Origin of the sequence: Mucilaginibacter segetis, assembly GCF_016522075.1 — a bacterium.
In the GTDB taxonomy this organism is placed as follows: domain Bacteria; phylum Bacteroidota; class Bacteroidia; order Sphingobacteriales; family Sphingobacteriaceae; genus Mucilaginibacter; species Mucilaginibacter segetis.
Map to the genome: position 1 here is coordinate 591,766 of NZ_JAEHFW010000002.1, position 24,717 is coordinate 616,482.

Sequence of the window (24,717 nt, forward strand, 5' to 3'; positions counted from 1 at the left end):
ACGATATGAAAGCTATATTATTGATCCTGGCTACCACGATAACCCTTAGCACAAACGTCCTGGCGCAGCAAAAAATACTGGATATTCCCGCGTTGCACCAATTGGTTGACGAATCCGAATCCGAAAATAAACTGCAGGTAAAGGCTAAGAACCAACAGGCGCTGACAACAGCAAACGAACAGGCCAACCTTACCTTACTGGATAAAATGAAAAAAATGTACCGCACTTTGCAGCAGCGGTATAATACCCTTGGAACTGCTATAAATATTGCTAACATCGGAATTTATGCGACACCCATGGTTGAGCGCATTGTCAGTAATCAGTCGCAAATCGTCCAGTTAGTTCAAAAAAATCCTGCTTTAATCGCTATTGGCTACCAATCGGCATTGCAATTTGCTTCACAGTCGAAAAGCCTGGTGGCTTACGTGACTGGCCTCACCCTATCACTTGGCGACGTCAACCAGATGAAGGCTTCCGACCGAAAGATGCTTTTTGATTATGTGATCTCGGAGCTAAGCAACATCCAGAACCTGTCCGGCAATATGTTGGGTATGATGCAGTATTCCAGCCTGGCATCATTGTTAAGGGCGGCAAACCCTTTTCAGAATTTTATAGATGCCGATAAGTCTATCGGCAGCGACATCATCCAAAACGCGAAATACTTAAAATGAAAAGTTTATTTATCGCTTACTTATTGCTGTTTGCTTTTCAATGGGTGCAGGCGCAGGAATATGTCATAGATTACCAGCACCTCGTTGCGGTATCACAAAATGCCGCTGTCCGGAGCAGTGCCGAAGTCACCCATGACGAATATCTCGGCAAGATCAATAACAATATCAATGACCTCAATACCAATGTGGGGTCCGTGGTATTGGCACAAACAATGATCTATGACGGGCTTGCCAATGTCAACTCGGCCTTAAAGGACGGCCTTGCCGTAAAAAATATCGCCGTGATCATCACTGATATGACGGGTTATATTAACCAGGCACTGGATATGGCTAAAAGTGAACCTTACCTGCTGGTATTTGCCGGAAATATAGCCTCTGAAATGCGAACGAGGTCATTGGCGCTGGTGACCGATGTTTCCGGTTACGTCCTCAAAGAAGGCAATAACGTGCTGGCCGATTATAATTCACGCGACCAGCTATTGCGCAAGGTGGTTACCCAATTACAAATACTGGACGGGCTGGCCTATGGTGCCTGGAAGGCCATGTACTGGGCAAAGGAACGCGGCGTGATCGCCTCCCTTGATCCCTTTGCCAACTTTATCAGCCAGGATACCCGCATCGTCAATCAAATTATTCAAAACGCTAAATATCTAAAGCAATGACCATCATCTGACTATGTCGGATGATAGCTTGAATGCCGTTTAAAACAGATCAGATCATGAAAAAAAACTTAATTCCACTTCCATTTATCCTGCTTGCATTGATTCAACAGTGCTTCGGCCAATCCGTTGTCCAGGACCAGAGCGTGCGCTACCAGGAGGAACGCATGGTTTACCTGCAATGGGACCAAAACAAATTCACACCGAAAGCGGGTTTCCTTAGCCTCAATCCATATTACTGGCTGACCTGGGGGTTATTTCATCCAAACTATCACAAAACTGACCTCCGGCCGCTTAGCGCAACCGGCCCCCAAACCCAACGGCTCGCACTTGTCGGCGCAATGAATAGTACAGATAATAAATACAAACTTCAATCAGATACCGTCCGCAACACAGCATTGTCGGAAATAGCCAATCAGTCCGGGCTGGTTTCCAGTGCTGACCCCTTATGGCAATTGTATTACAGCAAGGAACTCAAACCCGTGTTAAATAATTCGCCGGCTTCCATACTAGTCGGGCTCTCACCACAGGTCAGCGCCAAGCTGGTTTCCGAAGGTTTGTACAGCTGGTACAAAAATGAGCTGGATATGCTGAAGGAACGAATACAGGCCGCCCATACGACTACACTCGACCGGGGGGCTCGCATCCTGGCCTATCACCGCTACCTGATGGAGTACCGCAGGCTGGCCGGTGTCTGGGCCATCCGCACTTCGTCGGCGCAAGCCACGCTGACGATGACCGCCCAGGCACAAAAATTAAAAACTAACCAGGTCACGGTCAGTCAATGGACGCCGCAGACAGACATCCAGATCGCTAACCAGGTTTTACAACACCTCCAATGAAAAAGAAACTCACCTTATTGCTGCTGCTATGCCTTTGTATAACGGCAGTATTCGCACAAACCACCACCAATACCGATAACACCAAAGCGTTGCAGTACCTGCAGGGCGATGGCGTCTATGAAGCAGGTGTCATGGTATTTTTGAAAGGGCTTAAAGATTCCGTATGGACACATTTCGATCTGTTTATTACCGATGCCAAGGCCCTGGCCGCCATCTTTATGATCATCTTTTTTGCCATCAAATCATACGAAATGATGGTCGGCGACAAGCAACTGGAGATCATGCCCCTGCTTCGTCCCTTCGGTTTAGCCATGATTATTTTGTGGTGGGGAGCGTTCGTTAAAATGATCGCCTTCCCCACGGACCTCGTGGCTAATCAAACGGAACAGATGTTTGACAGTGAACAAACCACCGTGGATAACCTGCGGCTGAACAGGTCAAACCTGATGCTGGCCGTAGCTAATTCCCTCTATACCTACCAGGCTCAAACTGAAGTCGCTGAAAAGGAAAGCGATACATGGTACGGGCAAGCCTGGGATTCCGTAACCAGTACGGTTAAGGAAGGGATTAGCAGCGTGGTTTCGCCATTGTTGGAATTAAAGAACCGGCTGACGGTGGGTATGCAATTGCTCTTTACCCAGCTACTGGAACTCCTGGGGATTTGGATATTGCGTTTGGCGGTCTATATCATCTTTATGATACAAATCATTTACTCCACGATCCTGATTATCCTTGGCCCGTTTGCTGTAGCAGTCAGCATCCTGCCCGCTTTTCGCGATAGCTTCAGCACATGGGTCGCCCGTTTTATTTCTGTCAATCTGTACAGCGGCATCGCTTACCTGATTATGTACCTTTGCGGGTTGATGCAGGAATATGCGCTGACCTCCGAGATCAGCAAGTACCAGGAATTAGTCGGACAGAACGGCACGAGCGCGAACCTCGAAAAAATGGCCTGGTTTGCCGGGAATGGTATCCTGTCCTTCGGCACCGTCATCATTGTGTTTTTGATCGGCGCCATTTGCATGTTCACCGTGCCCAGTATCTCTACCTGGATCATCTCCACTTCCGGTATCAGCTCAGCCACTTCCACCTTTGGCCGCAGCGCCGGAACAGTGGTCAGCATGGCAAGGAAAGCTGCAGGCAGTTTCTTTTAACCCTTCGTTTTCTTTCCCCTTTTGATTGGAGGCTGACCCGCTGCTATGAGTCGGCCTTTTTTATTTAACGCCATTTATTATGATTATCAAAAATATCGAAGCCAAGATAAGACTGGCGACATTCATCGCGGCCGGCAGTCTGCTAACGTCCCTGGTCATCGTCGGCATGAATTGCCTCTATGCTTTCAAGCTGGTATCCAATGCCCAAAAAAGTATTTACATATTGGATAACAATATCCCCATACTGGCCCGGCAAACGGACATCCAAATGAACCGTCCCGCGGAATACCGGGCTGACGTTGACCTGTTTCATTCCCTGTTCTTCTCCCTGACACCAGATGATAATTACATGGAATACCAGATGAAAAAGGCGATGTACCTCGTGGATGAGTCGGGGATGGAGCAGTACAATAACCTCAAGGAAAATGGTTTTTTTAACTCCATTCTTTCCTCCAGTTCTGTACTGACGCTGCAAACGGATTCCATTACCGTGGATATGCCTAAACATTATTTCCGGTATTACGGCAAGTTGAAAATCGACCGGCGCAGCTCCACCGTCGTCCGCTCCCTCATTACGGAGGGTTACTTGAAAGATATCCCACGGAGCGATAATAACCCGCATGGTGTGCTGATCACCAACTGGAAAACTTTGGAAAATAAAGACCTTCAAGATGTGGAAAAGAATACATTCTAACAGAGATCCCAGGGATACGCTGTATAGCGAGATACGCAAGGAATTTGCCAGTTACTTCGCCATTGCCGGGACCGCCGGTAAGCGCCTGACAGGTGCCTACCCCAAATTCCTTTTTGGGTGCATGGTCTTCCTGATGGCCCTGTCGCTGGTATTATCATTTACGGTTTTCCGCCACCCGGAAAAAACAAAAATAACGGTGGTGAAAAAAGTCAACCCGGTGGAGGATGGCTTTGACCAGATCATCCAGGCAACCAGTAAGATCCGGGAAACCATGCGGCTCAAAAAGCTGGTGGATAGCCTGTCAGCAAAAAAACAATTGAGCGGACAGGACAGCACCTTACTGGATAGCGCTCTTGACCGCCTCTCCCAAATTCATCAAACACTAAAGTAAAATGCTATGAAAATTAATTTTAAGCAGCCCAAATATGTGCTACCGCTCATCCTTTTGCCCTTTTTGTGCCTGTTCTTCTATGCCTGGCAAAGTGGTTTCTCCAAGCCAAAACAAGCGCTCAAAGAAACTGTGGGACTGAATGGCTCGGTCGGCGAAGTGTCTGGCGACGTGCGTAAGAAACAGTTGGCCGATAAACTCGATGCGTACAGGAACACCTACAAAGAGGCCGACGGCCTGACCGCTGTAAATGTGATCCCAAGGGAAAACTCCAGCAACCCCGGCTATGATAACGATTATTCCGGGCAGCAAAAGAAAACGCTGGATTCCATTCAGCGGGCCATGAAGCTAAAATTTGGTTCAGGCACCGCCAAAGGAGATGCCCCTACAGCTGATATTAATCACGACCGACGGGTTGCCCGGGCGGTTGAGGAAATGAGCCACCGCCAGGCTAATCAACGGCCTGCCGTAGAAAATACGCCGAAGGATAAAGATCCGATGGAGGTTTTCAGGCAGCAGATGGCGATTATGGATAGCATCAACAAACAGAACGACCCGGCCTACAAAGACGAACTGAAAAAAAAGCAGGCGGCAGACAAGGCAGAGAAATTTAAAAAAAGCCAGGTGAAATTGACCGTGGAAAAGGCGGATGCCCTATCCGCAGATTTTAATACGGTAGTCCCCGAAAAGGAACCAGCTTTTATCAGCGCCGTGATCGATGAAAACGTAACGGGCTATGCCGGTTCCAGGCTACGGCTGAAACTCCTGGAAGATATCAAAGCCGGTAACATCCTGGTCAAAAAAGGCACCTACCTGTTTGCCCTGGTCAGCGGATTTACAGAACAGCGCGTAACGCTGTCCATAACATCTATCCTGTATGAAGGAAAAATATTGCCGGTTAAACTTGATGTTTACGATATGGACGGGTTGCCCGGCTTGTATGTCCCCTCATCTGCCTTTCGCGATTTTACTAAGGACCTCGGCAGTAACTCCGTACAGGGTGTAACGGTAGACGGCAGTTCGGGGAACAGCCAGTTTATCATGAGTTCGCTGGACAAAGTATTTCAATCCACTTCTTCAGCCATAGCAGACCTCATCCGCAAAAATAAGGCGAAGCTCAAATACAACTCCTATCTCTATTTAATCGACCCGGATGCATTGCAAAACGCGCAAAAGAGCGAAGGCCTCCTGAGTACCCATGAAAAAAAATCAAATTAAAAGCACGCTAAAAAAATAGCAACACGAAAAATCCTATTAACATGAAAAAGATATTATTGCTCCTGATGGTGCTTAGCGCACCTTTTGTTTACGCGCAGGATAAACTCCCGGTAGTTTACCTGCCGGAAAATCTGACTGTTCATTTTATCTCACCTGAACCTATTCAGTACGTGGATATTTCCACTAAAGAACTGATCGGCGACCTGCCGCTTAAAAACGTACTGCGATTAAAATTACGGGATTCCCTCAAATGTTTCTCCGGTTCTGTAGTGACCATAGCAGGCGAAAAATTTATCGCGCAATACCGCTTATTGCCGGGTTATCCGGGTGTACCCACGGAAATAAACATTGTCCCGGAGGACATGCGGCCGCTGGATATTTCCGGCATCGGACTGTCTCAAAACCAATTAAAAGGTTTAGCGCTCAGCCTCATTGCCAAAAGGCCAGATAAACGCATGGAAAAGGTCAAAGCCTTTGGCATCAAAGGACAATTGAACCATGTCTATACGGTCGGCGACTACATTTTTCTGGATATTTCCTATAACAATAAAACGAACCTGAAATATGATATTGCTGACTTCCGCTTTAAGGTGGATGATAAAAAAATCACCAAGGCAGCCAATAATCAATCGGTGGAGATCAGCCCGGTGTATGTGCTGTTCAGTCCGCCCGCTTTTTCAAAAAACTACCGGAACATCTTTGTCTTTAAAAAGATGTCCTTCCCAGGAAATAAAGTGCTGCACGCTGAATTGAGCGAAAAGCAGCTTTCCGGGCGCATCGTTACCTTAAGTATTTCCTACCAGGACATACTCGACGCCGATACGCTGCCCAATTAATTCTTTGATGATTGTTTATGACTGATTCCATAGCCTACGATTATGTAAAGCTTGTGCTGGAAGAAGAATTTCTTAGGGCCTATCTGCGCTTCTCCAACCACGGGATTCTCCATTACGAGCTTACAAATATCCTCGAACTCTGTGCGCCTTTAATTCAGGGCCTGGACGAGGACGACCGCTTTTTAAAGTATGAAGTGATCGGAACTATAGCAGATTATTTACAGGAGGTGTGATATGGCATTTAATCCGGTAAGGAAGATGGCAGACAATATGGCCGCCATCCGAATCGCGCTGGACTTTTCCGGCCAGCAGCTCTCCGAAACAGAATTAGCAGCACTAAAAAAATATGCCGGTTTTGGCGGACTAAAAGCCGTCTTGTATCCTCCGGGCGAATTATCCGAATGGGCAAAGTTTGGCGCGTCTGCCGCCGATATCAAACTTTACCCACAGGTCATGGAATTACATGGCATGCTTAAAGAAAAACTGTCGGCAAAAGACTACAAGGCGGCAATTGACGCCCTAAAAAGTAGTTCTCAAACGGCCTATTACACACCGGACTATATCCCAAGGGTGATTTATGCCGCGATGATAGACGCTAATATTTTACCGAAACGTTTGTATGAGCCCAGCGCCGGGGCTGGCGTATTTATAGCAGAGGCCATACAAGCCTTTGGCAGCCTGGAACAAATAACCGCCGTTGAAAAAGATATATTGACCGGCAAGATACTGACCGCTATCTGTTCTGTTTATGATACCCCGGTTGAGGTGCAGATCAAAAAGTTGGAAGAAACAGCGGCGACTGAAAAGGCGCAGTCAGATTTGGTGATCAGTAATATCCCTTTTGGCAAAATCGCGGTCCACGACCCCGCCTATAACAAAAGTGGGATTTCCGCCAAGGTCCATACGTACTTCTTTGCCAAGGGGCTGGATAAGATCAAAGACGGCGGCATATTGGCCTACATCGTTACCGATGCTTTCCTGAATAATCCCTCTAATTCGGGCGCCCGTAAATATTTGTTTACTTCTGCCGACCTCTTGACTGTTGCTGTGTTGCCTGCCAACCTGATGAAGGAAAACGCCAATGTCGAGGTAGGTATGCACCTGATCCTGGTGCAGAAAAATGATACGAAGGACACGCTCACCGAAACAGAAAGCCAGCTAATAGATACCGTGGAAGTTGAAAACTCCTTTGGTAAATACAACCTGAATGCCTGGTTAGCAGATAAGAATGAATTGGTCTATGCCGACGAGATCATCGAAGGTACCAATGCAAGGGGCAAAGCTTCCAGAGTGGCCTGGCAAAATGGCGACATGCTGGACATCGTTCCCTTACTCAAAGAACAGCTGATTGCCGGGTTTGCCAATTTAAATTATACCAAATGGGAAGCGATCTCTTTTGACAAAAAAGAAGGGCAACTCAAACAGTTTACCTTTTTACCCGTACCCGAACTTGAAAAACAATCCGATAAGACTGGGCTAAGTTTTGGCCAGTTAGGTTTATTTGATGCACCCGTACAGGCTGATCAGGATAACAAGGCGCTCGGCTACATAGATGATCTTGATAAACAATTCGTGGATGCCGGAACGGCGCGGGTAATCAGCACTATCAGAACTACCACCAGGCCGCTGCATGACAGCATCGTATTGCTGAGCGCCCGCGCCAAAGCGAATAACCGCTACAGCTATAAGCTGTATAGTAATCTTTCTGAAATTTCATTTCCCGGTAAGTGGATGTCTGGTTTGAGCCTCGGGCAGGAACTGGACGCGCTTTCAGTTAAGCTGAAACAATTCGGACATGATTACCGCTACGAAGGCGATACTACCTTAGAGCCTGCCTTTAAATTATTACCCGACAGGCCAAAGGCATTTACCGACCTGAAACCATTTTATACCAAGGATACGCTGGTCATCTTTAACGGCAAGCTTGGCCTCATCGGGGAGCCGCACAACTTTGAGGCTAAATTCGAGCAGCTTGACCCGCAACCGGAATTACCCTTTTATGAGGACTACCTTACACTTCGGGATATTTACCTGGAACTTTCCGGGTATGAAAATGAGCATACGATCCAGTTCCCGGAACTACGGCATTCACTTAACTTTTATTATGATGCCTTTGTCGCCAAACATGGTGAGCTGAATAAAAACGCCAATCGGAACCGCATTTTAAATGATGCGGCCTTAGGTTTTAAAATGCTGTCCTCACTCGAAATTAAGGAGGGAGAGAAATTTGTACGCTCCGATATATTTTACGGGCCGCTTTTTCAGCAAAAGGAATTGCTGAAAACGGATGATCCTGCCGAAGCACTCGCACGTTGCCTGAATGATACCGGGCGGGTTGACCTATCGATCATTGGACAGGTTACGGGTTTAACTGAAGATGAGGTCATTCTTCAGTTAGATAAACAAGTCCTGTTAAATCCTAAAACACTTGCCTGGGAAACAACCGACAATTACCTGTCCGGCAATGTGGTAGAAAAGTTAAAGATCGCTGAAAAGCTGGCCGGAGAGGATTCGCAAAATTTACAGTTTGCAAGGAGCCTGGCCGCCATCCGCCGGGTGCAACCCGAACGGATTCCGTTTGAAAGACTTGATTTTAACCTGGGGGAACGCTGGGTGCCGATTGATTATTACCAGCGTTTTGCCACCGACCTGTTTAAGCTGGACACTAAGGTTAGTTTTTATAGCTCGATAGATACCTATAAGGTCAGCTATGCGAAAAAGGGCAATACCATTACCAACGAGGAGTTTTCGGTCACGCCCAAAGAAAGTAACAAGATCACCGGCCGCACCTTACTGGAATATGCGCTGCTCAATACCAACCCGCATTTTACCTACCCGGTAGAGGAATACGGAAAAGTAGTACGAGTACCGGATAAAGAAGCCATACAAAATGCGCACCGGAAGGTTGATAACATCAGGGCGCGTTACCTCCTTTGGTTATTGGAGCTCCCGAATGAGGACAAGCAGTACTTAGAAAAACTATACAACGACACTTACAACTGTTACGCGCTCCGGGAATATGACGGTAGCCACCTGACCTTTCCGGGACTGGATTTGAAAGGTTTAAAGATCAATGACCTTTATCCATCACAGCGAAATGCAGCCTGGCGGATAATTCAAAATAGCGGGGGACTCATTGACCACGAAGTTGGTCTGGGCAAAACCCTGACCATGATCATCGCCGCCATGGAAATGAAGCGGCTCGGGATCGTACATAAGCCCCTGATCTTGGCGCTTAAAGCCAACGTGCAGCAAATCATCGACACTTTCAGGCTGGCTTATCCTAAAGCGAAATTGTTGGCACCAGGCGAAAATGATTTTGAACCGTCTAAGCGTAAAAGAATTTTTCATGAAATAAAAAATAACAATTGGGACTGCATCATCTTAACACATGACCAGTTCGGAAAAATACCACAGGCACCTGAAATCCAGCGGCAGATACTCGAAATTGAACTGGATAACACAGCGCTTGATCTGCTCTCCATTCAGAACTCCGGTGAAGAGATCACCCGCGAGATGCTCAAAGGTTTGGAGATTCGTAAAGAAAACCTCGAAGCCAAGCTGAAAGGTGTAATGGAAGCAATTGCCCAGCGAAAGGATAGTGGCATCAATTTCCGGGAAATGAATATTGATCATCTTTTTATTGATGAATCCCATAAATTCAAAAACCTGACTTTTACAACCCGGCATACGAAAGTTGCAGGTTTGGGTAATATGGCAGGCAGCCAAAAAGCCCTCAACATGCTTTTCGCTATCCGCACCTTACAGGACCGTTACGATACAGACCTGTGCGCTACCTTTCTTTCCGGTACGCCGATCTCCAACAGCCTGACCGAAATGTATTTGATCTTCAAATACCTCCGGCCACGGGAACTGGAAAGGCAACAGATTTCCAATTTTGATGCCTGGGCAGCGGTTTATGCCCGAAAGACGGTAGATTTTGAATTTACGGTAACCAATGAGATCAGGGCCAAGGAGCGCTTTCGCCACTTTATCAAAGTGCCTGAATTGGCGCTCTTTTATAATCAGATCACCGATTACCAAACAGCTAAACATATCAATCTTGATAAGCCGGAAATTGAGGAAACCCTGGTTAATATCAAGCCTACACCGGATCAGCAGGAATTTATCAAACGGCTGATGCAATTTGCCAAGACCGGAGATGCTACCCTGATCGGCAGGCGGCCCCTGACAAAGGATGAAGATAAGGGCCGGATGCTGATCGCCACCAACTACGCCAAAAAAATGGCGGTGGATATGCGCCTCGTTAATCCTGAAAAATACGGCGACCATCCAAATAACAAGGTCAATGTTTGTGCACGTAAGGTAGCCGAAATCTACCACGAAAGCACACCGCATAAAGGCACACAGATTATTTTCAGCGACATCGGCACACCTAAAGTTGGTGATTTTAATGTGTATGACGCCTTACGGGACAAGCTGGTAACCGATTTTGATGTACCGGCAAACCAGATCACCTTTATTCACAACTGGGCAACAGATAAACAGCGGAAAGAACTGTTTAAAAAAATGAATGCCGGGGAGATCAGGATACTGATCGGCAGTACCGAAAAGGCTGGCACGGGCTTGAATGTACAGGAACGGATCGTTGCTATGCATCATTTGGACATTCCCTGGAAACCATCGGAGCTGGAGCAGCGTGATGGCCGGGGCGCGAGGCAGGGAAATTGGCTCGCCAAAAAGTTTTATGGCAACAAGGTCAGGAATTTCATCTATGCGGTAGAACAATCCCTTGACAATTACAAGTTCAACCTGCTCAAGAATAAGCAGATTTTCATCAGCCAGATGAAAAACAATGAGCTCTCCGTGCGTACCCTGGATGAAGGCGCTATGGATGAGCAAAGCGGCATGAGCTTTTCTGAGTACATCGCGATTTTATCGGGTGATACCTCCCTGCTCGAAAAAACCCGTATCGAAAAAAAGGTAGCTGAACTCGAAGGTTACAAAGGCGCACATTTTAAAGAAGTTTCGCGTAGCCGCTACCTGCTGGAAGACCTGGAAAAGAAAAGCCGGGAAATCCAATCAACATTGGAGTTGGTTCGCAAGGATGATATGGCCTATAAGAGCGTGTTGAAATTTGATGATGATGGGGTTAAACTCAATCCGTTGAAGCTAATACATATGTTTCAGGCTGATACGGTTGCCGTTGGTAACCAGCTGATCGAGCTTTACAAAAACTGGCAGCCGGAAGATTTTAACAAACCTGAATTTCATTTAGGGGAATTATATGGCTTTGATCTTTTTATCAGGCGCAAACTACAGACCGTGGAAGAAGGATTTTCAAGCAGGATAACGCATGTTACCTCACTTTATGCGGAGAGCCGTAATACGGGTATCAAATACATGCAGAACGGCGGGGCGCCGAACATCGACAATCCTAAACTGGCAGCCAGATATTTTTTAGATGCGATCCACCGGGTAGTTGGGATGGCAGAACGGTACGAAAAGGAATTGGATGGTATCAATCAGCAAATTCCTGAAGTCCGCGAACTTTCGCAAAGGCAATTTGACCAGGAGTATGAACTGGCTTCCCTGAAAAGGGACATGGAGAAACTGGAAATGGAGATCAATCAAAAGATAGCTGAAAAGGAACAGCAGGCACGGGCTGGAGAAAAACTATTTTCAGAGGAACACGATGAATCCGTGGAATTGGTACCTGCTCAGGTAAAACGTTAAATATCTAATCATTTATTTATGAAACAAATTAGTGCCTGCACCAGGCCCCGCCCGGTTATTGAACTGGACAATACCCCCTTTTATGTCGATGCCCAATGGCTTTATCTCGTTCAGGTGGGAAATCCAGATAATAGGATCGACATGCATGAGGCGCGTTCCTTTAAAAGCCACGTAGAATTATGGTACGATCCCTCCATCAAAAATGCTTACCAGGGTTCGCATAGCGACCCGCCGCCTGAACATATTCTTAACTATTGGTTTCATTCCTTTAGCGCTTTAGATCCGGCTGGCGCAGCAGCACGCCTGGACGAATTGAATCCGGAATGGAGATCGGAAAACCACACTGGCCTGCCTGTAATTGATATTGCGGGAAAGCTATTTTATGTAGACAAAAAAGACGGCTGCTTTTATGAAGTGAATAATTGCTGGAATTGGATAAGCTTTAACGATATCGCTTGCCGAAAAAAGATGAAAGGCCTGTATATCAATTTAAATAGCCACAATACCGCTTTTCCACATGAACTTAATGCTGTCCGGTCATTGACAAGTTTGCCCGATCACCTGTTTTTTGCGCCTATTCCAAACAGGAGGACGGTTAAAAAGATCATTGAAAAATACCTTCAGCGTAACAAAAAATAACCATACCGATAGTCAGCCACTTCTGTGAGCCATACAAGCCACCCGCAAAAGCCGGTGGCTTTTTCATTTTAATTCATTCTACTTATGGAAGAAACCAGAGAACAGCAAAAACTCCACGGGTTCTTGCAATGCGCCATTTACTTATCCATAGGATTAGAAGCTGCCATTTTCATTTACCGCGATGCCCCTTTCTGGGGCATTTTTAATACACCGCTCGATAAAATCAGTCACCTGATTATTTACTCGAACCTGGTCTATAGTAAGTTGACCACGTTTGGCTTGATCTGCCTGGTCAGCATAGGTACGCTGGCAAAAAAGAAAACAGACCTCGACCCTAAAAAGCATATCATCTACCCCCTTGCAATCGGCCTGTTTTTGTTCTTCGGCAGCCTTGTTTTTCAGGGTCATGCCTCCCCGGTAGTGTTTGTTTATACCAGCTGGTATAACCTGCTCTACATGGTTTGCTCCTTTGCCGGGGCATTGATGGTGAGCTTGTCAATGGATAACATCTCCAAGTTCATCAAATCCGGGCTCGGCAAGGATAAATGGAACACCGAAGCAGAAAGTTTCATGCAGCCGGTCAAGCGGGTAGATACCCCTTACTCGGTGAACATCCCCATGCTTTTCTACTATAAAGGGAAAGTAAGGAATGGCTGGATCAATATCTGCAATGTGTTCCGGGGTACGATGGTGATCGGCACCCCAGGCTCAGGTAAGAGTTTCTCCATTGTAAATCCATTCATCCGGCAACTGATCGACAAGGAATTTGCAGTTTGCCTGTACGATTTCAAATTTCCTGATCTCGGTCATATCGCATACTATCACTACCTACTGGCTAAACAGCATGGTAAACTGAAAGGCTTTGCCTTCCATGTCATTAATCTCAACGACATCGAAAAAAGCCGCCGTATCAATCCCTGGCGTGCGGATTATATCAAATCCCTGGCAGATGCGGCAGAAACAGCCGAGGCATTGGTGGAAGCCTTAAAAAAAGGTGACCGCTCCGGCGGTAGCGACCAGTTCTTTACACAGTCTGCTATCAATTTCTTAGCATCCTGTGTGTATTTTATGAGTAAATACAAAGGGGGCATCTATTCTAGCTTTCCGCATGTCCTGGCCCTGCTGAACCATTCTTACGAGGACATCTTTAACGCCCTGACCTCCGAGCCTGAACTGCGGTCTCTGTTATCGCCTTTTATGACCGCCTATAATGCCAAGGCAACGGATCAGTTGGAAGGCCAGATAGGTACCCTGAAAATATTTATCAGCCGTTTGGCGACAAAGGAGACGTATTGGGTGTTTTCCGGGAATGACTTCGACCTTAAAATATCAGCAAAGGAAAATCCGGGTATGCTCGTTTTGGCAAATGACCCGAATACCCAAAATATCAACTCCGCCTGTTATTCTATTATTATCAACCGGTTAACGAAGCTGATCAACACCAAAGGCAACCTGCCTTCCGCCCTGATTGTGGATGAGGTGCCTACCTTATTTGTTCATAGGGTCGAGAATTTAATTGCAACTGCAAGGTCGAACAAGGTTGCTGTATTGATGGGCTTGCAGGAGCTGCCGCAATTCAATCAGCAATATGGCAAAGATACAGCCGCCACCATCACCGCCGTAGTGGGTACCGTACTTTCAGGTTCCGTCAGAAATAAGGACACATTGGAATGGCTGGAGCGCCTTTTTGGCAAATCCAAACAGATCGGTGAAGGCTTGTCCATCGACCGCAATAAAACCTCTACCTCTTTGAATGAAAAGCTGGAAGCCCTTATCCCGGCAGGCAAAATCGCATCACTCAATTCGGGGGAGCTCGTAGGGGTAATTGCCGCCGATGTACAAGAAAAGTTTACCGGGCAATTTGAAACATCCGCCATTAACTGCAGGGTCAACCTCGACATGGAGGCTATCCGGCGTGAAGAAAAAGGCTATAAACCCTTACCCACCTTTTATGACTTTGGCGGAAAACTGGATGAAAAGCTCCGCCAGAATTTTAATCACATCAGCCAGGAAATACAGGAAATGGTATTGGCCTTTAAACCGCCTGCGGCGCCCACACCTATTAAAGCCTCGATGAAGAAATGAACGACAACAACAGAGAAATACAGCTCCCGGATTATGTCCTGGTTAACCCCCGGCTAACTGATGACCCGGTTTACAGGCAGGGAGAGATAGGTGTTATTACAGCCGCCATCCTAAATACGGACGAATTTTTTGTCGGATTTGACGATGGCCAGGTAGGTTTATATAGCGCCGATGCGCTCCTCCTATTGAAGCAGCCGGAAAGTATCTATGAATACATGCACCAAAATGCATTGAAACTTTCGGTTGACGATTTTATGAACCTCAAAAATATAGCCCTTTTATTGGACTACGGGACGCCAAAGGACCAGCGGAAGGCGATGGAGATCGCTCAGAAAAATCCGGGGGTGCTGTCAGCCGCACTAATATCATTGGAAGAAAGCCTCGGCATTAACCAAGCTTATAAACGGGGCAGATAAATAGGCCTGACCACAAATTTCAACAAAACATTTAAAGCAATAATCATGAAGGAGGAAGATTCTATCGGTTTAATGGTCATGGTTAGCCCGGTCCTTTGGACTTCTGACCACGTTGGCAGTATCGGAATAATCGAATTTACAGACTTTACAAAAGACGAAATCTGGGTAAGATTTGAGGATGAGGAAGTGGATTGCTTCAGTTCTAAGACCTTGTTTATCCTGAGAGCCTGTGACGAACTTAATGAATTGGCGGAAACTTACCAGGCTGTGCGATGGCCGCCTGTATCTCAAAATCTGCAAACCCTTGCCCGGTTGCAAGCATCCGGGTCGGCCAAACAACTGAAGAACGCTTTTGAACTGTTGCAGGACGACCCCGAACTCCATCGCCTGGCCACAATTCGGTTGAATGAGGCCATCGACTTCGCCCCAAGGCGAAAAATAGGTAGATAAAATCTTAAACATTAAATATTATGGAAAATCAAAATTTAGTCGGAACAATTGTTTTGGTACAGCCGGATTTAGAAAACGATTCCGGTATGAAACGGGGGCACATCGGTGTACTGACCATGTCCTTTTCGGAAAAAGAAAACTATGTACGGTTTCCCGAAGGTGGTGAGGCATATTTTCCTGCCGCGCAGGTGATGATGCTCAAAGATAAACAGGAGGTTTTCAATGACCTTACCAACAATGGTTCATCATTGCCGCTCGATGATTTCAAGGCGATGTACAAGATCATGCTGTTGCAGGACAGGGGCACTTCACAGGCTATCTATTCCGCGCTGGCCATCGCAAACGATAATCCCGGTGTCCAGGAAAGGGTATTGGATTCCATTAATCCGGCACCTAAACAGGATTTGGCCAAAACCTATGCCCGGTGAAAACGCTGATCAGCATCTGCCTGGTCTGTCTTCCCCTCAAGCATCTGAAAATAAATTCTGACTTCGGTTACCGAATCCACCCGATCACCGGCAAATATGCCATGCACGCAGGTGTTGACTTTAAGGCCAGGCATGATACGGTGTATGCCATAATGGATGGCTTAGTGAAATCTACCGGCTATGATGACGGCCTTGGAATTAACATTTGGCTGGCACATGGCAAGGTCGAATCGGTTTATGGCCACCTCAGCAGGATTTTAGTGGCAGCCCAGGATAGTGTAACCGCAGGTGAGCCTATCGGCATAACGGGGGCTACTGGCTTTGTGACGGGCGAGCACCTGCACTTCAGCGTCCGCTACCAACACAAATACATCAATCCAATTAAATTTTTATATGAACTACTAATTAAACAAGAAAATGAACGACAAAAATTTCAAAGCACTTCCCATTCAGCTTTCGAATAAGCTGATAGCGGAAATCAAAGAGGGAAATTCCCTGTTTCAACAACCGGTTAAAGAAAACGGGATGCCCGCATTTGTTAAACCAATTAATCCCATCACCGGAAAAGGCTATAGCGCCATGAATGCGCTGATCCTCGGTATGCAGCGTCATGACGACCCCCGCTGGATGTCGGCCGATGCCGCCAGATATGCCGGTAATTGGGTTAAAAAAGATGAAAAAGGCACACTGATCGAGTTTCCAAAAACCAGCGACATTCAGGCCATTCGCACGGCTGAGGGTAAGGTGATCAAAGATGATGCTGGCGTAACACAGACCAAAACGGTAGAATTTGATAAACCGCAGCGTGGTCAGGCTTTCCTGTTTAACGGAAGCCAGTTGAAGGATATGCAGCCCTTGGATGAGTTTATTGCCAAACAGGATGAGGGGCAAACATTGTCACCAAACGAAAGGGCTGCAAAATTAATTGAAGACAGCAAGGCGGTGATTATTCACGGCGGCCAGGAGGCTTATTATGACAAGCAACGGGACGCTATTTTTATGCCGGAACCCGAACATTTTGAAAATGAAACCAAATATTTCCAGGCGGCAATTCATCAGCTGGCCCACTGGACAGGCCATGAAAGCCGCCTGAACCGTCCGATGGAGGGTAAATTCGGATCATTGGACTACGCACGCGAGGAAATGCGTGCAGCAGTGGCCGCCATCCTAATCGGCGGTGAATTAAAGCTCGGCCATAATTTCGGTCAGCAGGCGGCCTACATGAACAACTTCGCCAAGATCTTAAAGGATGAGCCTTTTGAAATTGCCAAAGCCACCAGGGATGCGCAGAAAATCTCCAACCTTTTATTGGGCACTACACAGAAGCGGGAGCAAAAGCAGGCCCCTGAAGCCGTAGGCTTCCAAAAAGGTGACGAGATCGCCTACCAGGATACAACCTACAAAGTATTGGAAACCTACAAGACCAAGAGCATCAAAGTGGAAGATGCGGATGGCACCCGCAAGGTTTTGAAGCCGGAATATGGCCTCTATAAATCCCTGTTAGATGCTAAAGCCAACCCTCGTGAACCGGAAATGGTTTTGGAGGAAGAACAGGGCCAATCCCAGGAACAGGGGCAAAACCAGAAAATAGGGCGATAAATGAACCTGGTTAACTTTCATGAAGATGATCTCCCGATCCAGGATCTGGAAACCATCGGGCTGGCCGCAGGCGGCCAGCTCCTGTTAAATGTCGATGACCTGAAAGCACTGCTTTCAGGTCGCCGTACAGCTTTGTTAGAATTGCATGACCTCGAAACCGACAACATCAAGATCAAATCCATCAACGCGAAGATATCGCTAAAGCCAAATGAAAACGGCAAACTGGATTTGCTGATTCATCCCATTTACCGCAAAGCGGAAACGCCAGATTTCCTGAACGAAACCGAGGCCCGGCAATTGCAAAAAGGTGAAGTCGCCAGTTTACTAAAAATCACCCTCGATAATCATGGCAATAAAAAAGAAATGCTGGTCGAATATGACCCGGACACCAAAGAATACATCGTTTCCGACACCGAAAAGATCCTGGCACCGGATATGGTTAATAATGAATTGCTGACACCTGCACAAAAGGAAAATTACCGTAAGGGTAAGGAAGTGCAGATAGCAGATGGTACCAAATTCAATTATTCAGGTACAGATCATCATGGCATCCGCTCCAACAAACTGGCGCTGGTAGCTTCCATCCTGATCGATGGTGGTCTTTCTTATATGGTTTATAAAGGGTTAAATGCCCTGTTTAATCAGAAGCGTGAACAAAAATCTGCTGAAAAATTAAGTCCGGGCTATCACCAGGCGCTCAAAGATATAGAGAACCAACATGGATTTAAGCCCCATCAGTTTGAACAATCCCAAACCCGCAAGGGAAGGTAATACCGATGAATACCCTTTTAACAGGGCTTGGCATTTCTCCGGAAATCCAGGCCTTTTTTAATGCCGCTGCTGACCTTTCTTTTAGTTATGGTGATCAGCAGGAACATTACGGTGAAGGTTTTCATACAGTACCCTCAACACAAAACCTTTGGGTTGCAGGAAGTAATAATGCCACCCATGTAATCATCACCTATTCGGTAATGGAGGCAATGGCATTTATCACGCTTAACCGGCATCGTTATCCCCGGTTGGAACAACTGGCATTTGTTGCTATCGGCAATAGGCTGCACGGTGAGCAGGCAAACTGGATCAGGGAGAATCTTCCGGGGCGAAAATTTACGCTAGTGTTCGGCAAAGACCTTATCGGTCATATCACCGATATAAAATTAGCTGCCGGTATTAAAAACATCCCCATCCGGGTATTTTTTTCGGATAATGAAGTCCTTATTTACCGTGATAAAGTGTTACGCGTATTTAATCAGGAGCAGATCTCGCTTCATGCTTTTCAGGAAGCCTTCGGCATTCGCCCCCGTTTCCGAACCGGCAAGCCGGTTCAATCATTAACCTTTTTAGATCAATTAAAACATGATGCAGAACGATGATATTTTATTAAAGCCGGCCATGCTTTTTGCTTTTCTGAAAGCTTTGCCGCTGATTTTGCTGGCCATCACCTTCCTTTTACTGGCATGGTGGCTGTCCCCTTATTTTATCCTTTTCAGCGTGGCCATTTGCGGTGTGGCCTGGTACCGGCTGTTATATATCCGCAGTTTTCAATATCTGATCACGGCGGAATATATCAGGTTGACGCGCGGTATTTTCTTTAAGCGTGTTGACCAGGTGGAAATGTTCAGGGTTAAGGATTACATTATCACCCAATCTTTTATTTTACAGTTATTTAGGCTGATGTACCTGACTTTGAAAAGTACCGATCCCGAAAATCCGGTTATACAATTCACGGGAATCCCTGAATCTGCCATTACGGATACCATCCGCGATAGGGTACAAGAGGCCCGGAAAAACAATAAAATTTACGAATTAAATTGAAAAAACATTTGGAAAATACTAATTAATTTAGTATTTTTAATTAATAATTTAGCCTCATGAAAGCTATTGTCCGCAATATATTGTTAGCCTGTTTAATTACCACATTTGCCTTTTTCGGGGCAGTGGGTAGGAAACATACCAAACAAAAAATGACCGCAGCACAAGCGGCTGAAGCCAGGAAGGAAACTCTGACCTGTTTGTCTGTAGCTTTTTTAGCCTGCGGATTATGTGCCTGGAGGTGTTCCGTGCTCAACCGAAGATTAAACGAAGAAAGGGAATACCAGCGCAGGTTCAATGAGTATATGCGGAGTTCTGCATTTAACAGGCATTATTGAACAATAATTGCTACTTTGCAACATCTTAAAAGCGGGCAACCTGCCCGCAATTGTGATAAGGTTTAGGTTGAAAGGTCCCGGCGGCGAGCGCTCAGGGACTTTTCTTTTTTTGAGCCTTATATTTTAGCATCCATTAAACTTTTTCGACCCGGCATTTCGGCCTGTGGCAATTATTCCAATCCTCTTTTTATTAACCCTTAAATTTTAATCAAATGAAAATATTACCATTTGGGATAGCCCCGTTGCGGCCGTCTATCCGGTTCATGTTAATTCGTACTTGTCCCTGGCTCTTATTGTTTTTTGGCTTCATCGCAGGAACAGTTCTCGTGCATCCTTTACTGATTATAGCGAGCTGGCTCGTACTGCTTGGGTTTTTATATCATGTCTTTTTGCTATGTGCAGAATTGTATGTTATCTCACCGGAAATGTTCATGGTCAGCACCGGGATACTCAATAAAACAGTGACCTGGCTGGAACCATTGCAGATCAAAGCATTTGATGTGCACCAGAGCAAATTGATGCAGTTTTTAAATATTGCCCACGTAACGGTTGTCAGTGATGATGATATAAATATCAAATTCACACTCAAAGGGGTTGACAATAAGGCCATGAAAGAAGCGCTCGGCTTCACTATGGAGTTGGTGAAGACCCGCCATGAATATTTAAAGCGATTAATTGATATGGCCGAAAAAGCTACCGCAAAACAAAAGTAGCCATGGACGATCAATCAGAAATAATAGCAATCGGAGCAATTCCTTTTATCATTGACCGGGATCGGCGCCTATTACAGCAATTTAATAAATGGGAAAATATCATTCGCTTCGATCACTTAAAAAAGGAAGAGGGTTATTATGCGGCTAAATTGTATAAGAGCGGCATTAACCTATCTACCGAATGGCCGGATTTTGGTAAACATTACGATCAAATTCTTAACGTGATCATTCCTGCGCCGATCCTTGATGAACATGGTTCTTTAACCGAAGATTTTAAACAGGACCTGAATAGGTTAAGCCATGATAAAGAATGGGGATTTTACCTTGCAGATAAAGATACCGCGTTGCGGTTGTCCGGCAAATTGCCGCATATTGATTTGGCAGGCACGGATTTTACCATTGACTGGCGCTTAAAAGAACTGCGAGAAACAGAAGAACCCTGGAAGAATATCAGTTTAAGGGACATGGAAATGTCCGATAGCGGTGAAGAATACCTTTGTTTTTACAATACCGAAACCCACGAATTATATGAACCTGACGAAAACCTCCTGGAGCTGCCGGAAAATGTGGTCGTGCTTGAAATTCCTTGTGAAGCAAAGCTCGATCCCGTTGCTGTCGCAAGGGAATATGGCATAGGCGAAACTGATTTGTTAAATGATCATCCCTTTCAAATGAACCTGAAGGCAAAGGTAACCCCGCTATCAGAAACGGGGCTGCCGGAATACATTCAGAACAACAAAAGGCTTGCTGCCGGAAATTCTCTGAACAATGAAACCCAATCGCATAAACGCGGCCGGTAAGAACAGCGTGTGATAACCTCTTTCCGGAAATCTTCCAACTACAGAGCCCCCGTTGCTTAGCGCAATTATTAACTCATCTAATGCTATTTACTGTAATCCAACTGTTTATGAAAAATTCAAGTTTACTGAATAAAGACCTGGCACTTTCAGAAGAGCAATTCGGTGAAGCTGTTACCAACGATTTCATTTGCACGGACTTTATCGACCGCCTCGAATGGGCCATGCTGATGATACAGCAGAATTTCAATCAAATGCGGCTGGCCGAATATCTGCCACTCGTTACACGTAACCATTTCGACAAAGCTTATCTGATGGCAGGCGGCGACGATGCGTTAAACAATCGTGTAAAATTCTTCAGACCCTTTACCGATCTACAGGCTACGCCGGAAATTTTCCCTAACCTGAACATCAAAGTAATGACATTCGAGGAAACGATACAACTCAACAAGGTCAAGCAGCTTGATATCCGCACGAAACAATCTTTAAGGTCTACACTTCAATATGCTTATGAAATTTCGTCCGCGTTTTACAATAAGAAAACCGAGGCATTTTATGGTTTTAAATGCGGCTACGAGTTTAATAAAGGCTTTTTTGCATTAGGGACTAAGGTAGAGAACTCGGATAAATTGTCTTTTACAGAAATACCGAACCCTATCTCACTTCATCCTAATTATACGATGCCTCCCAATGCGGTTACCTTATTGCCTAAAGAACATCTCGTTGACATAATGAAACTGATCGCTATGTCTTATCAGGTCGCCATGTCAATGTATTACGAATGGTCTATTTATATTAAAGAATATGACAACATAGGCCTAATCGTGCCAATTGAGCCTCAGATACTTTCGGAGCTGTATAAAACTTCACTCATGAAGTTTGAAAATAAAAAGCAGATGGTCCATTTCGTAAAGGAACATTACCGAAGGAAGGTCGCATCGCCCGGTGAAGACTATACCGTTTTTATCAATCGTTATTTGCGTGGTGAACACCGGTTTAATTACCGTGGGTTTTATGCAGAGGTCATCCCTCCTAAATACGACCTGTTACGCGCCAGAACAAAAAAGAAATTTGTTGATGCCTCTAAATAGATTGCGTCTCTATAACCGGGGGTAAAAAACCCGGCTCATAACAGCGTCCGACAGTAGTCGGGTAACGTATCCAATTTTTAATTTATAGTCCATGGCGATAGAAATAATCACTAAAGACGATCTCGAAGCTTTTCGACAAACACTGTTGAATGACATTAGGGCTTTGTTGGCCAACAATAAAACGGAAACCAAAGAGTGGCTCAGATGCGCAGATGTCAGAAAAATGCTCAAGGTTTCGACAGGCACCGTCCAAAATTTAAGAATCACCGGGAAGCTAAAATCCCAAAAAATAGGTGGAATACATTTTTATAATCTCGCCGACATTCAAAACATGCTTAGTGGAAAATTGACTAAATGATGCCTCAGACATACATTATTTCAGAACTCTATGGTAAGATGACTGAAGATCCTCGTATAACAGTATGGCACATCAGTCTGTATGTTACCATGCTTATTTTATGGCAACAGGCCGGTTTCGAAAGGCAAGTGAAAATTTCTCGAAAAAAATTAATGACAAAGGCTCACATTGGCAGTATAACAACATACCATAAATGTATTAATCAACTTTGCGATTTTGGATACATTCTTTACCGGCCTACCTATGACTGTTATGCGGGCAGCGCTATTGAGATTATCCCGTAATATTCAATAGGCGGCTTTGCTTAACTCTTCTCTTCAAATGCCGTTCCGGCAAACTTCCCCATCCCTATACTAATTGTTTAAAAGGAAGCATAAGACGATAATGATCTTATGCTTCCTGTGTTTAACTACACTAACACAGACCCTTTTCTAACCAACCGTTTCTTAAGCCTGTTCATGTCTTCACTGACTTTAAAGTCAAGTGTCTTTGCATAATGTTGCGTTTGCTTTATAGTAGCATGCCCCAGCATTTTAGACACCGTCTCAATAGGAACGCCATTATTCAAAGTTACCGTCGTTGCAAATGTATGCCGTGCGATATGGTAAGTAAGCTCTACCTTGATACCACAGCAGTCGGCTATCTCTTTGAGGTAGGAATTCATTTTTTGGTTGGTCAGCACTGGTAAAACCACGCCATTGACTATACATTTCGGGTGCTTATCATATTTTTTAATAATTCTCATGGCCTCCTTTAACAAGGGGATTCTTGATAATGCGTTCGTCTTTTGCCGGTTAATAAAAATCCACTGCTCCCCGTCCACACCTTTTTGAATGTCACCCCGTTTTAAATTTTTGACGTCAATGTAAGCAAGCCCGGTATAACAACTAAAAAGGAAAATATCCCTGACATTACTTAACCTCACGTTTTCAAAATCCTTTTCGGTTATCCGTTGCAGTTCTGCGTCCGTCAATGCGGTTCTCTCCAGGGCTTTTCTCGTTAATTTGAAATTGGAAAATGGATCTCCCGGAAGCCATTTGCTCTTCACACAGATCAGCACTATTTTTTTAAAATTGACTAAATATTTCATTGTGGTGTTGTGATCGCAATTTCGAACGGTTTTTAACCAGAAAGCATATTGGGAAATAAACTCATGGTCAAGATCCTTAATATCTCTATCGTCAGTCCCATACTTCCACTTTATAAAATCCCTCGTGTGGTTATAAGAAATATTGTAGCGCTGCATGGTGCTTGCGGCAAAGTCAACTCCTTGTAATGCTTTCATCTGGGCGTTATGCATACTGAATACCTCCAGGATTTTTTTACGTTTTTCAACATTGCCGGTAAGAATATCTTTTATCGCCTGTGCGGAAACTTCACGATCAGCTTCGATTAGTGATCTCTTAGCCTGGAAAATTTGCAGCTCTAATGCGTCCAGGAAATAATTTAATTCTCTGGCATCTTCCTTCGTCCCCATTGCCCTTGCACCAGCAGAGTTCCACTTGGCAGGGTCACATTTTCGCTTGGAAGATAGCTCAACTGATTTGCCATCTACCGTAATTTTCAGGTAAATGTAAAGGGGGCCTTTTTTTCGATTTTTGGACTGTTTCAAATAAAAAAGCAGTCCGAAGCTTTTTTCTAACATAAACTAACATTTAAAGGTTAAACAAATGTCGGTTTAGATCATCATCCAAACAAGATGTCCACGCGCTGTACATGCTCATTATCAATTCATTATGCGGTTTTCATTGCGTCTTTTTTCTGGTTTGAAATGACGCAATGAATGACGCAATAGAATTATGTGTTTTAATGCGAGTTTTGGTAAGGTAGTA

At 45.3% G+C, this 24,717-nt stretch carries 26 protein-coding genes; 25 read left to right on the top strand and 1 reads right to left on the bottom strand.

The window, feature by feature from the left end:
• Positions 1 to 5 precede the first annotated feature (5 nt).
• The 25 genes from I5M19_RS12275 to I5M19_RS12395 all read left to right on the top strand — a co-directional run bounded on the left by I5M19_RS12275 (position 6) and on the right by I5M19_RS12395 (position 22,885).
• Positions 6 to 671, top strand: a complete 666-nt coding sequence (locus I5M19_RS12275) for a hypothetical protein (RefSeq protein ID WP_200066621.1) — start codon at positions 6 to 8, stop codon at positions 669 to 671.
• Positions 668 to 1,333, top strand: a complete 666-nt coding sequence (locus I5M19_RS12280) for a hypothetical protein (protein ID WP_200066622.1) — start codon at positions 668 to 670, stop codon at positions 1,331 to 1,333. The genes I5M19_RS12275 and I5M19_RS12280 overlap by 4 nt, the downstream gene beginning before the upstream one ends.
• Positions 1,334 to 1,389: 56 nt before the next feature.
• On the top strand, positions 1,390 to 2,172 hold the full coding sequence (locus I5M19_RS12285) for a hypothetical protein (RefSeq protein ID WP_200066623.1): 783 nt from the start codon (positions 1,390 to 1,392) through the stop codon (positions 2,170 to 2,172).
• Entirely contained in the window at positions 2,169 to 3,326 is a 1,158-nt protein-coding gene (locus I5M19_RS12290) for a plasmid transfer protein (protein WP_200066624.1), read from the top strand. The genes I5M19_RS12285 and I5M19_RS12290 overlap by 4 nt, the downstream gene beginning before the upstream one ends.
• Positions 3,327 to 3,405: 79 nt before the next feature.
• Positions 3,406 to 4,020, top strand: coding sequence for a conjugative transposon protein TraK (traK, locus tag I5M19_RS12295; RefSeq protein WP_200066625.1), 615 nt, complete (start codon positions 3,406 to 3,408; stop codon positions 4,018 to 4,020).
• Positions 3,998 to 4,411 (top strand): hypothetical protein, encoded by a 414-nt coding sequence (locus I5M19_RS12300; protein WP_200066626.1) that lies wholly within the window; start codon positions 3,998 to 4,000, stop codon positions 4,409 to 4,411. The genes traK and I5M19_RS12300 overlap by 23 nt, the downstream gene beginning before the upstream one ends.
• Positions 4,412 to 4,417: 6 nt before the next feature.
• Complete coding sequence (gene traM / locus I5M19_RS12305; protein WP_200066627.1) at positions 4,418 to 5,626, top strand: conjugative transposon protein TraM; 1,209 nt, start codon at positions 4,418 to 4,420, stop codon at positions 5,624 to 5,626.
• Between the two features lie 41 nt (positions 5,627 to 5,667).
• A complete protein-coding gene (locus I5M19_RS12310) occupies positions 5,668 to 6,462 on the top strand; it encodes a DUF4138 domain-containing protein (RefSeq protein WP_200066628.1) in 795 nt (264 codons plus the stop codon).
• Positions 6,463 to 6,479: 17 nt separating this feature from the next.
• Positions 6,480 to 6,695 carry a hypothetical protein gene (locus I5M19_RS12315; protein WP_200066629.1) on the top strand — a complete coding sequence of 72 codons (216 nt, stop codon included), beginning with the start codon at positions 6,480 to 6,482 and terminating at the stop codon, positions 6,693 to 6,695.
• Between the two features lies 1 nt (position 6,696).
• Positions 6,697 to 12,159, top strand: coding sequence for a helicase-related protein (locus I5M19_RS12320; protein WP_200066630.1), 5,463 nt, complete (start codon positions 6,697 to 6,699; stop codon positions 12,157 to 12,159).
• A gap of 18 nt (positions 12,160 to 12,177) precedes the next feature.
• Entirely contained in the window at positions 12,178 to 12,798 is a 621-nt protein-coding gene (locus tag I5M19_RS12325) for a hypothetical protein (protein WP_200066631.1), read from the top strand.
• Between the two features lie 84 nt (positions 12,799 to 12,882).
• The gene (locus I5M19_RS12330; RefSeq protein ID WP_200066632.1) at positions 12,883 to 14,883 is read left to right on the top strand and encodes a type IV secretion system DNA-binding domain-containing protein; all 2,001 of its coding nucleotides are present in this window, start codon (positions 12,883 to 12,885) and stop codon (positions 14,881 to 14,883) included.
• Complete coding sequence (locus tag I5M19_RS12335; RefSeq protein ID WP_200066633.1) at positions 14,880 to 15,299, top strand: hypothetical protein; 420 nt, start codon at positions 14,880 to 14,882, stop codon at positions 15,297 to 15,299. Before I5M19_RS12330 ends, I5M19_RS12335 begins: the two co-directional genes overlap by 4 nt.
• A gap of 78 nt (positions 15,300 to 15,377) precedes the next feature.
• Positions 15,378 to 15,749 (top strand): hypothetical protein, encoded by a 372-nt coding sequence (locus I5M19_RS12340; protein WP_200066634.1) that lies wholly within the window; start codon positions 15,378 to 15,380, stop codon positions 15,747 to 15,749.
• Positions 15,750 to 15,802: 53 nt separating this feature from the next.
• A complete protein-coding gene (locus I5M19_RS12345) occupies positions 15,803 to 16,177 on the top strand; it encodes a hypothetical protein (protein WP_200066635.1) in 375 nt (124 codons plus the stop codon).
• Positions 16,174 to 16,641, top strand: a complete 468-nt coding sequence (locus tag I5M19_RS12350) for a M23 family metallopeptidase (RefSeq protein ID WP_200066636.1) — start codon at positions 16,174 to 16,176, stop codon at positions 16,639 to 16,641. Before I5M19_RS12345 ends, I5M19_RS12350 begins: the two co-directional genes overlap by 4 nt.
• On the top strand, positions 16,595 to 17,776 hold the full coding sequence (locus tag I5M19_RS12355; protein WP_200066637.1) for a zincin-like metallopeptidase domain-containing protein: 1,182 nt from the start codon (positions 16,595 to 16,597) through the stop codon (positions 17,774 to 17,776). Before I5M19_RS12350 ends, I5M19_RS12355 begins: the two co-directional genes overlap by 47 nt.
• The gene (locus I5M19_RS12360; RefSeq protein WP_200066638.1) at positions 17,777 to 18,547 is read left to right on the top strand and encodes a DUF4099 domain-containing protein; all 771 of its coding nucleotides are present in this window, start codon (positions 17,777 to 17,779) and stop codon (positions 18,545 to 18,547) included. It abuts the gene before it with no gap.
• Between the two features lie 5 nt (positions 18,548 to 18,552).
• Positions 18,553 to 19,149 (top strand): hypothetical protein, encoded by a 597-nt coding sequence (locus tag I5M19_RS12365; protein ID WP_200066639.1) that lies wholly within the window; start codon positions 18,553 to 18,555, stop codon positions 19,147 to 19,149.
• Complete coding sequence (locus I5M19_RS12370; RefSeq protein WP_200066640.1) at positions 19,133 to 19,591, top strand: PH domain-containing protein; 459 nt, start codon at positions 19,133 to 19,135, stop codon at positions 19,589 to 19,591. Before I5M19_RS12365 ends, I5M19_RS12370 begins: the two co-directional genes overlap by 17 nt.
• 56 nt (positions 19,592 to 19,647) lie before the next feature.
• Complete coding sequence (locus tag I5M19_RS12375; RefSeq protein ID WP_200066641.1) at positions 19,648 to 19,926, top strand: hypothetical protein; 279 nt, start codon at positions 19,648 to 19,650, stop codon at positions 19,924 to 19,926.
• Positions 19,927 to 20,357: 431 nt separating this feature from the next.
• On the top strand, positions 20,358 to 20,639 hold the full coding sequence (locus I5M19_RS12380; protein ID WP_200066642.1) for a hypothetical protein: 282 nt from the start codon (positions 20,358 to 20,360) through the stop codon (positions 20,637 to 20,639).
• A 2-nt stretch (positions 20,640 to 20,641) separates the two neighbouring features.
• Complete coding sequence (locus I5M19_RS12385) at positions 20,642 to 21,439, top strand: hypothetical protein (protein ID WP_200066643.1); 798 nt, start codon at positions 20,642 to 20,644, stop codon at positions 21,437 to 21,439.
• Positions 21,440 to 21,546: 107 nt separating this feature from the next.
• Positions 21,547 to 22,527: a hypothetical protein gene (locus I5M19_RS12390; protein ID WP_200066644.1), complete on the top strand. Its 981-nt coding sequence runs from the start codon at positions 21,547 to 21,549 to the stop codon at positions 22,525 to 22,527.
• A 91-nt stretch (positions 22,528 to 22,618) separates the two neighbouring features.
• On the top strand, positions 22,619 to 22,885 hold the full coding sequence (locus I5M19_RS12395) for a helix-turn-helix domain-containing protein (protein WP_200066645.1): 267 nt from the start codon (positions 22,619 to 22,621) through the stop codon (positions 22,883 to 22,885).
• 409 nt (positions 22,886 to 23,294) lie between these two features.
• On the opposite strand, the gene I5M19_RS12400 is transcribed toward I5M19_RS12395, so the two are convergent.
• Positions 23,295 to 24,530 (bottom strand): site-specific integrase, encoded by a 1,236-nt coding sequence (locus I5M19_RS12400; protein WP_200066646.1) that lies wholly within the window; start codon positions 24,528 to 24,530, stop codon positions 23,295 to 23,297.
• Between the last annotated feature and the right edge of the window lie 187 nt (positions 24,531 to 24,717).

Excerpts from the sequence above, each read along its gene's own strand:
- I5M19_RS12280 (WP_200066622.1), top strand. The coding sequence starts at position 668 with ATGAAAAGTTTATTTATCGCTTACTTATTGCTGTTTGCTTTTCAATGG.
- I5M19_RS12275 (WP_200066621.1), top strand. The coding sequence starts at position 6 with ATGAAAGCTATATTATTGATCCTGGCTACCACGATAACCCTTAGCACA.
- I5M19_RS12325 (WP_200066631.1), top strand. The coding sequence starts at position 12,178 with ATGAAACAAATTAGTGCCTGCACCAGGCCCCGCCCGGTTATTGAACTG.
- I5M19_RS12355 (WP_200066637.1), top strand. The coding sequence starts at position 16,595 with ATGAACGACAAAAATTTCAAAGCACTTCCCATTCAGCTTTCGAATAAG.
- I5M19_RS12390 (WP_200066644.1), top strand. The coding sequence starts at position 21,547 with ATGAAAAATTCAAGTTTACTGAATAAAGACCTGGCACTTTCAGAAGAG.
- I5M19_RS12380 (WP_200066642.1), top strand. The coding sequence starts at position 20,358 with ATGGTCAGCACCGGGATACTCAATAAAACAGTGACCTGGCTGGAACCA.
- I5M19_RS12385 (WP_200066643.1), top strand. The coding sequence starts at position 20,642 with ATGGACGATCAATCAGAAATAATAGCAATCGGAGCAATTCCTTTTATC.
- I5M19_RS12320 (WP_200066630.1), top strand. The coding sequence starts at position 6,697 with ATGGCATTTAATCCGGTAAGGAAGATGGCAGACAATATGGCCGCCATC.
- I5M19_RS12330 (WP_200066632.1), top strand. The coding sequence starts at position 12,883 with ATGGAAGAAACCAGAGAACAGCAAAAACTCCACGGGTTCTTGCAATGC.
- I5M19_RS12300 (WP_200066626.1), top strand. The coding sequence starts at position 3,998 with ATGTGGAAAAGAATACATTCTAACAGAGATCCCAGGGATACGCTGTAT.
- I5M19_RS12335 (WP_200066633.1), top strand. The coding sequence starts at position 14,880 with ATGAACGACAACAACAGAGAAATACAGCTCCCGGATTATGTCCTGGTT.
- I5M19_RS12285 (WP_200066623.1), top strand. The coding sequence starts at position 1,390 with ATGAAAAAAAACTTAATTCCACTTCCATTTATCCTGCTTGCATTGATT.
- I5M19_RS12315 (WP_200066629.1), top strand. The coding sequence starts at position 6,480 with ATGACTGATTCCATAGCCTACGATTATGTAAAGCTTGTGCTGGAAGAA.
- I5M19_RS12290 (WP_200066624.1), top strand. The coding sequence starts at position 2,169 with ATGAAAAAGAAACTCACCTTATTGCTGCTGCTATGCCTTTGTATAACG.
- I5M19_RS12400 (WP_200066646.1), bottom strand. The coding sequence starts at position 24,530 with ATGTTAGAAAAAAGCTTCGGACTGCTTTTTTATTTGAAACAGTCCAAA.
- I5M19_RS12370 (WP_200066640.1), top strand. The coding sequence starts at position 19,133 with ATGATGCAGAACGATGATATTTTATTAAAGCCGGCCATGCTTTTTGCT.
- traK (WP_200066625.1), top strand. The coding sequence starts at position 3,406 with ATGATTATCAAAAATATCGAAGCCAAGATAAGACTGGCGACATTCATC.
- I5M19_RS12310 (WP_200066628.1), top strand. The coding sequence starts at position 5,668 with ATGAAAAAGATATTATTGCTCCTGATGGTGCTTAGCGCACCTTTTGTT.
- I5M19_RS12365 (WP_200066639.1), top strand. The coding sequence starts at position 18,553 with ATGAATACCCTTTTAACAGGGCTTGGCATTTCTCCGGAAATCCAGGCC.
- traM (WP_200066627.1), top strand. The coding sequence starts at position 4,418 with ATGAAAATTAATTTTAAGCAGCCCAAATATGTGCTACCGCTCATCCTT.
- I5M19_RS12375 (WP_200066641.1), top strand. The coding sequence starts at position 19,648 with ATGAAAGCTATTGTCCGCAATATATTGTTAGCCTGTTTAATTACCACA.
- I5M19_RS12395 (WP_200066645.1), top strand. The coding sequence starts at position 22,619 with ATGGCGATAGAAATAATCACTAAAGACGATCTCGAAGCTTTTCGACAA.
- I5M19_RS12360 (WP_200066638.1), top strand. The coding sequence starts at position 17,777 with ATGAACCTGGTTAACTTTCATGAAGATGATCTCCCGATCCAGGATCTG.
- I5M19_RS12340 (WP_200066634.1), top strand. The coding sequence starts at position 15,378 with ATGGTTAGCCCGGTCCTTTGGACTTCTGACCACGTTGGCAGTATCGGA.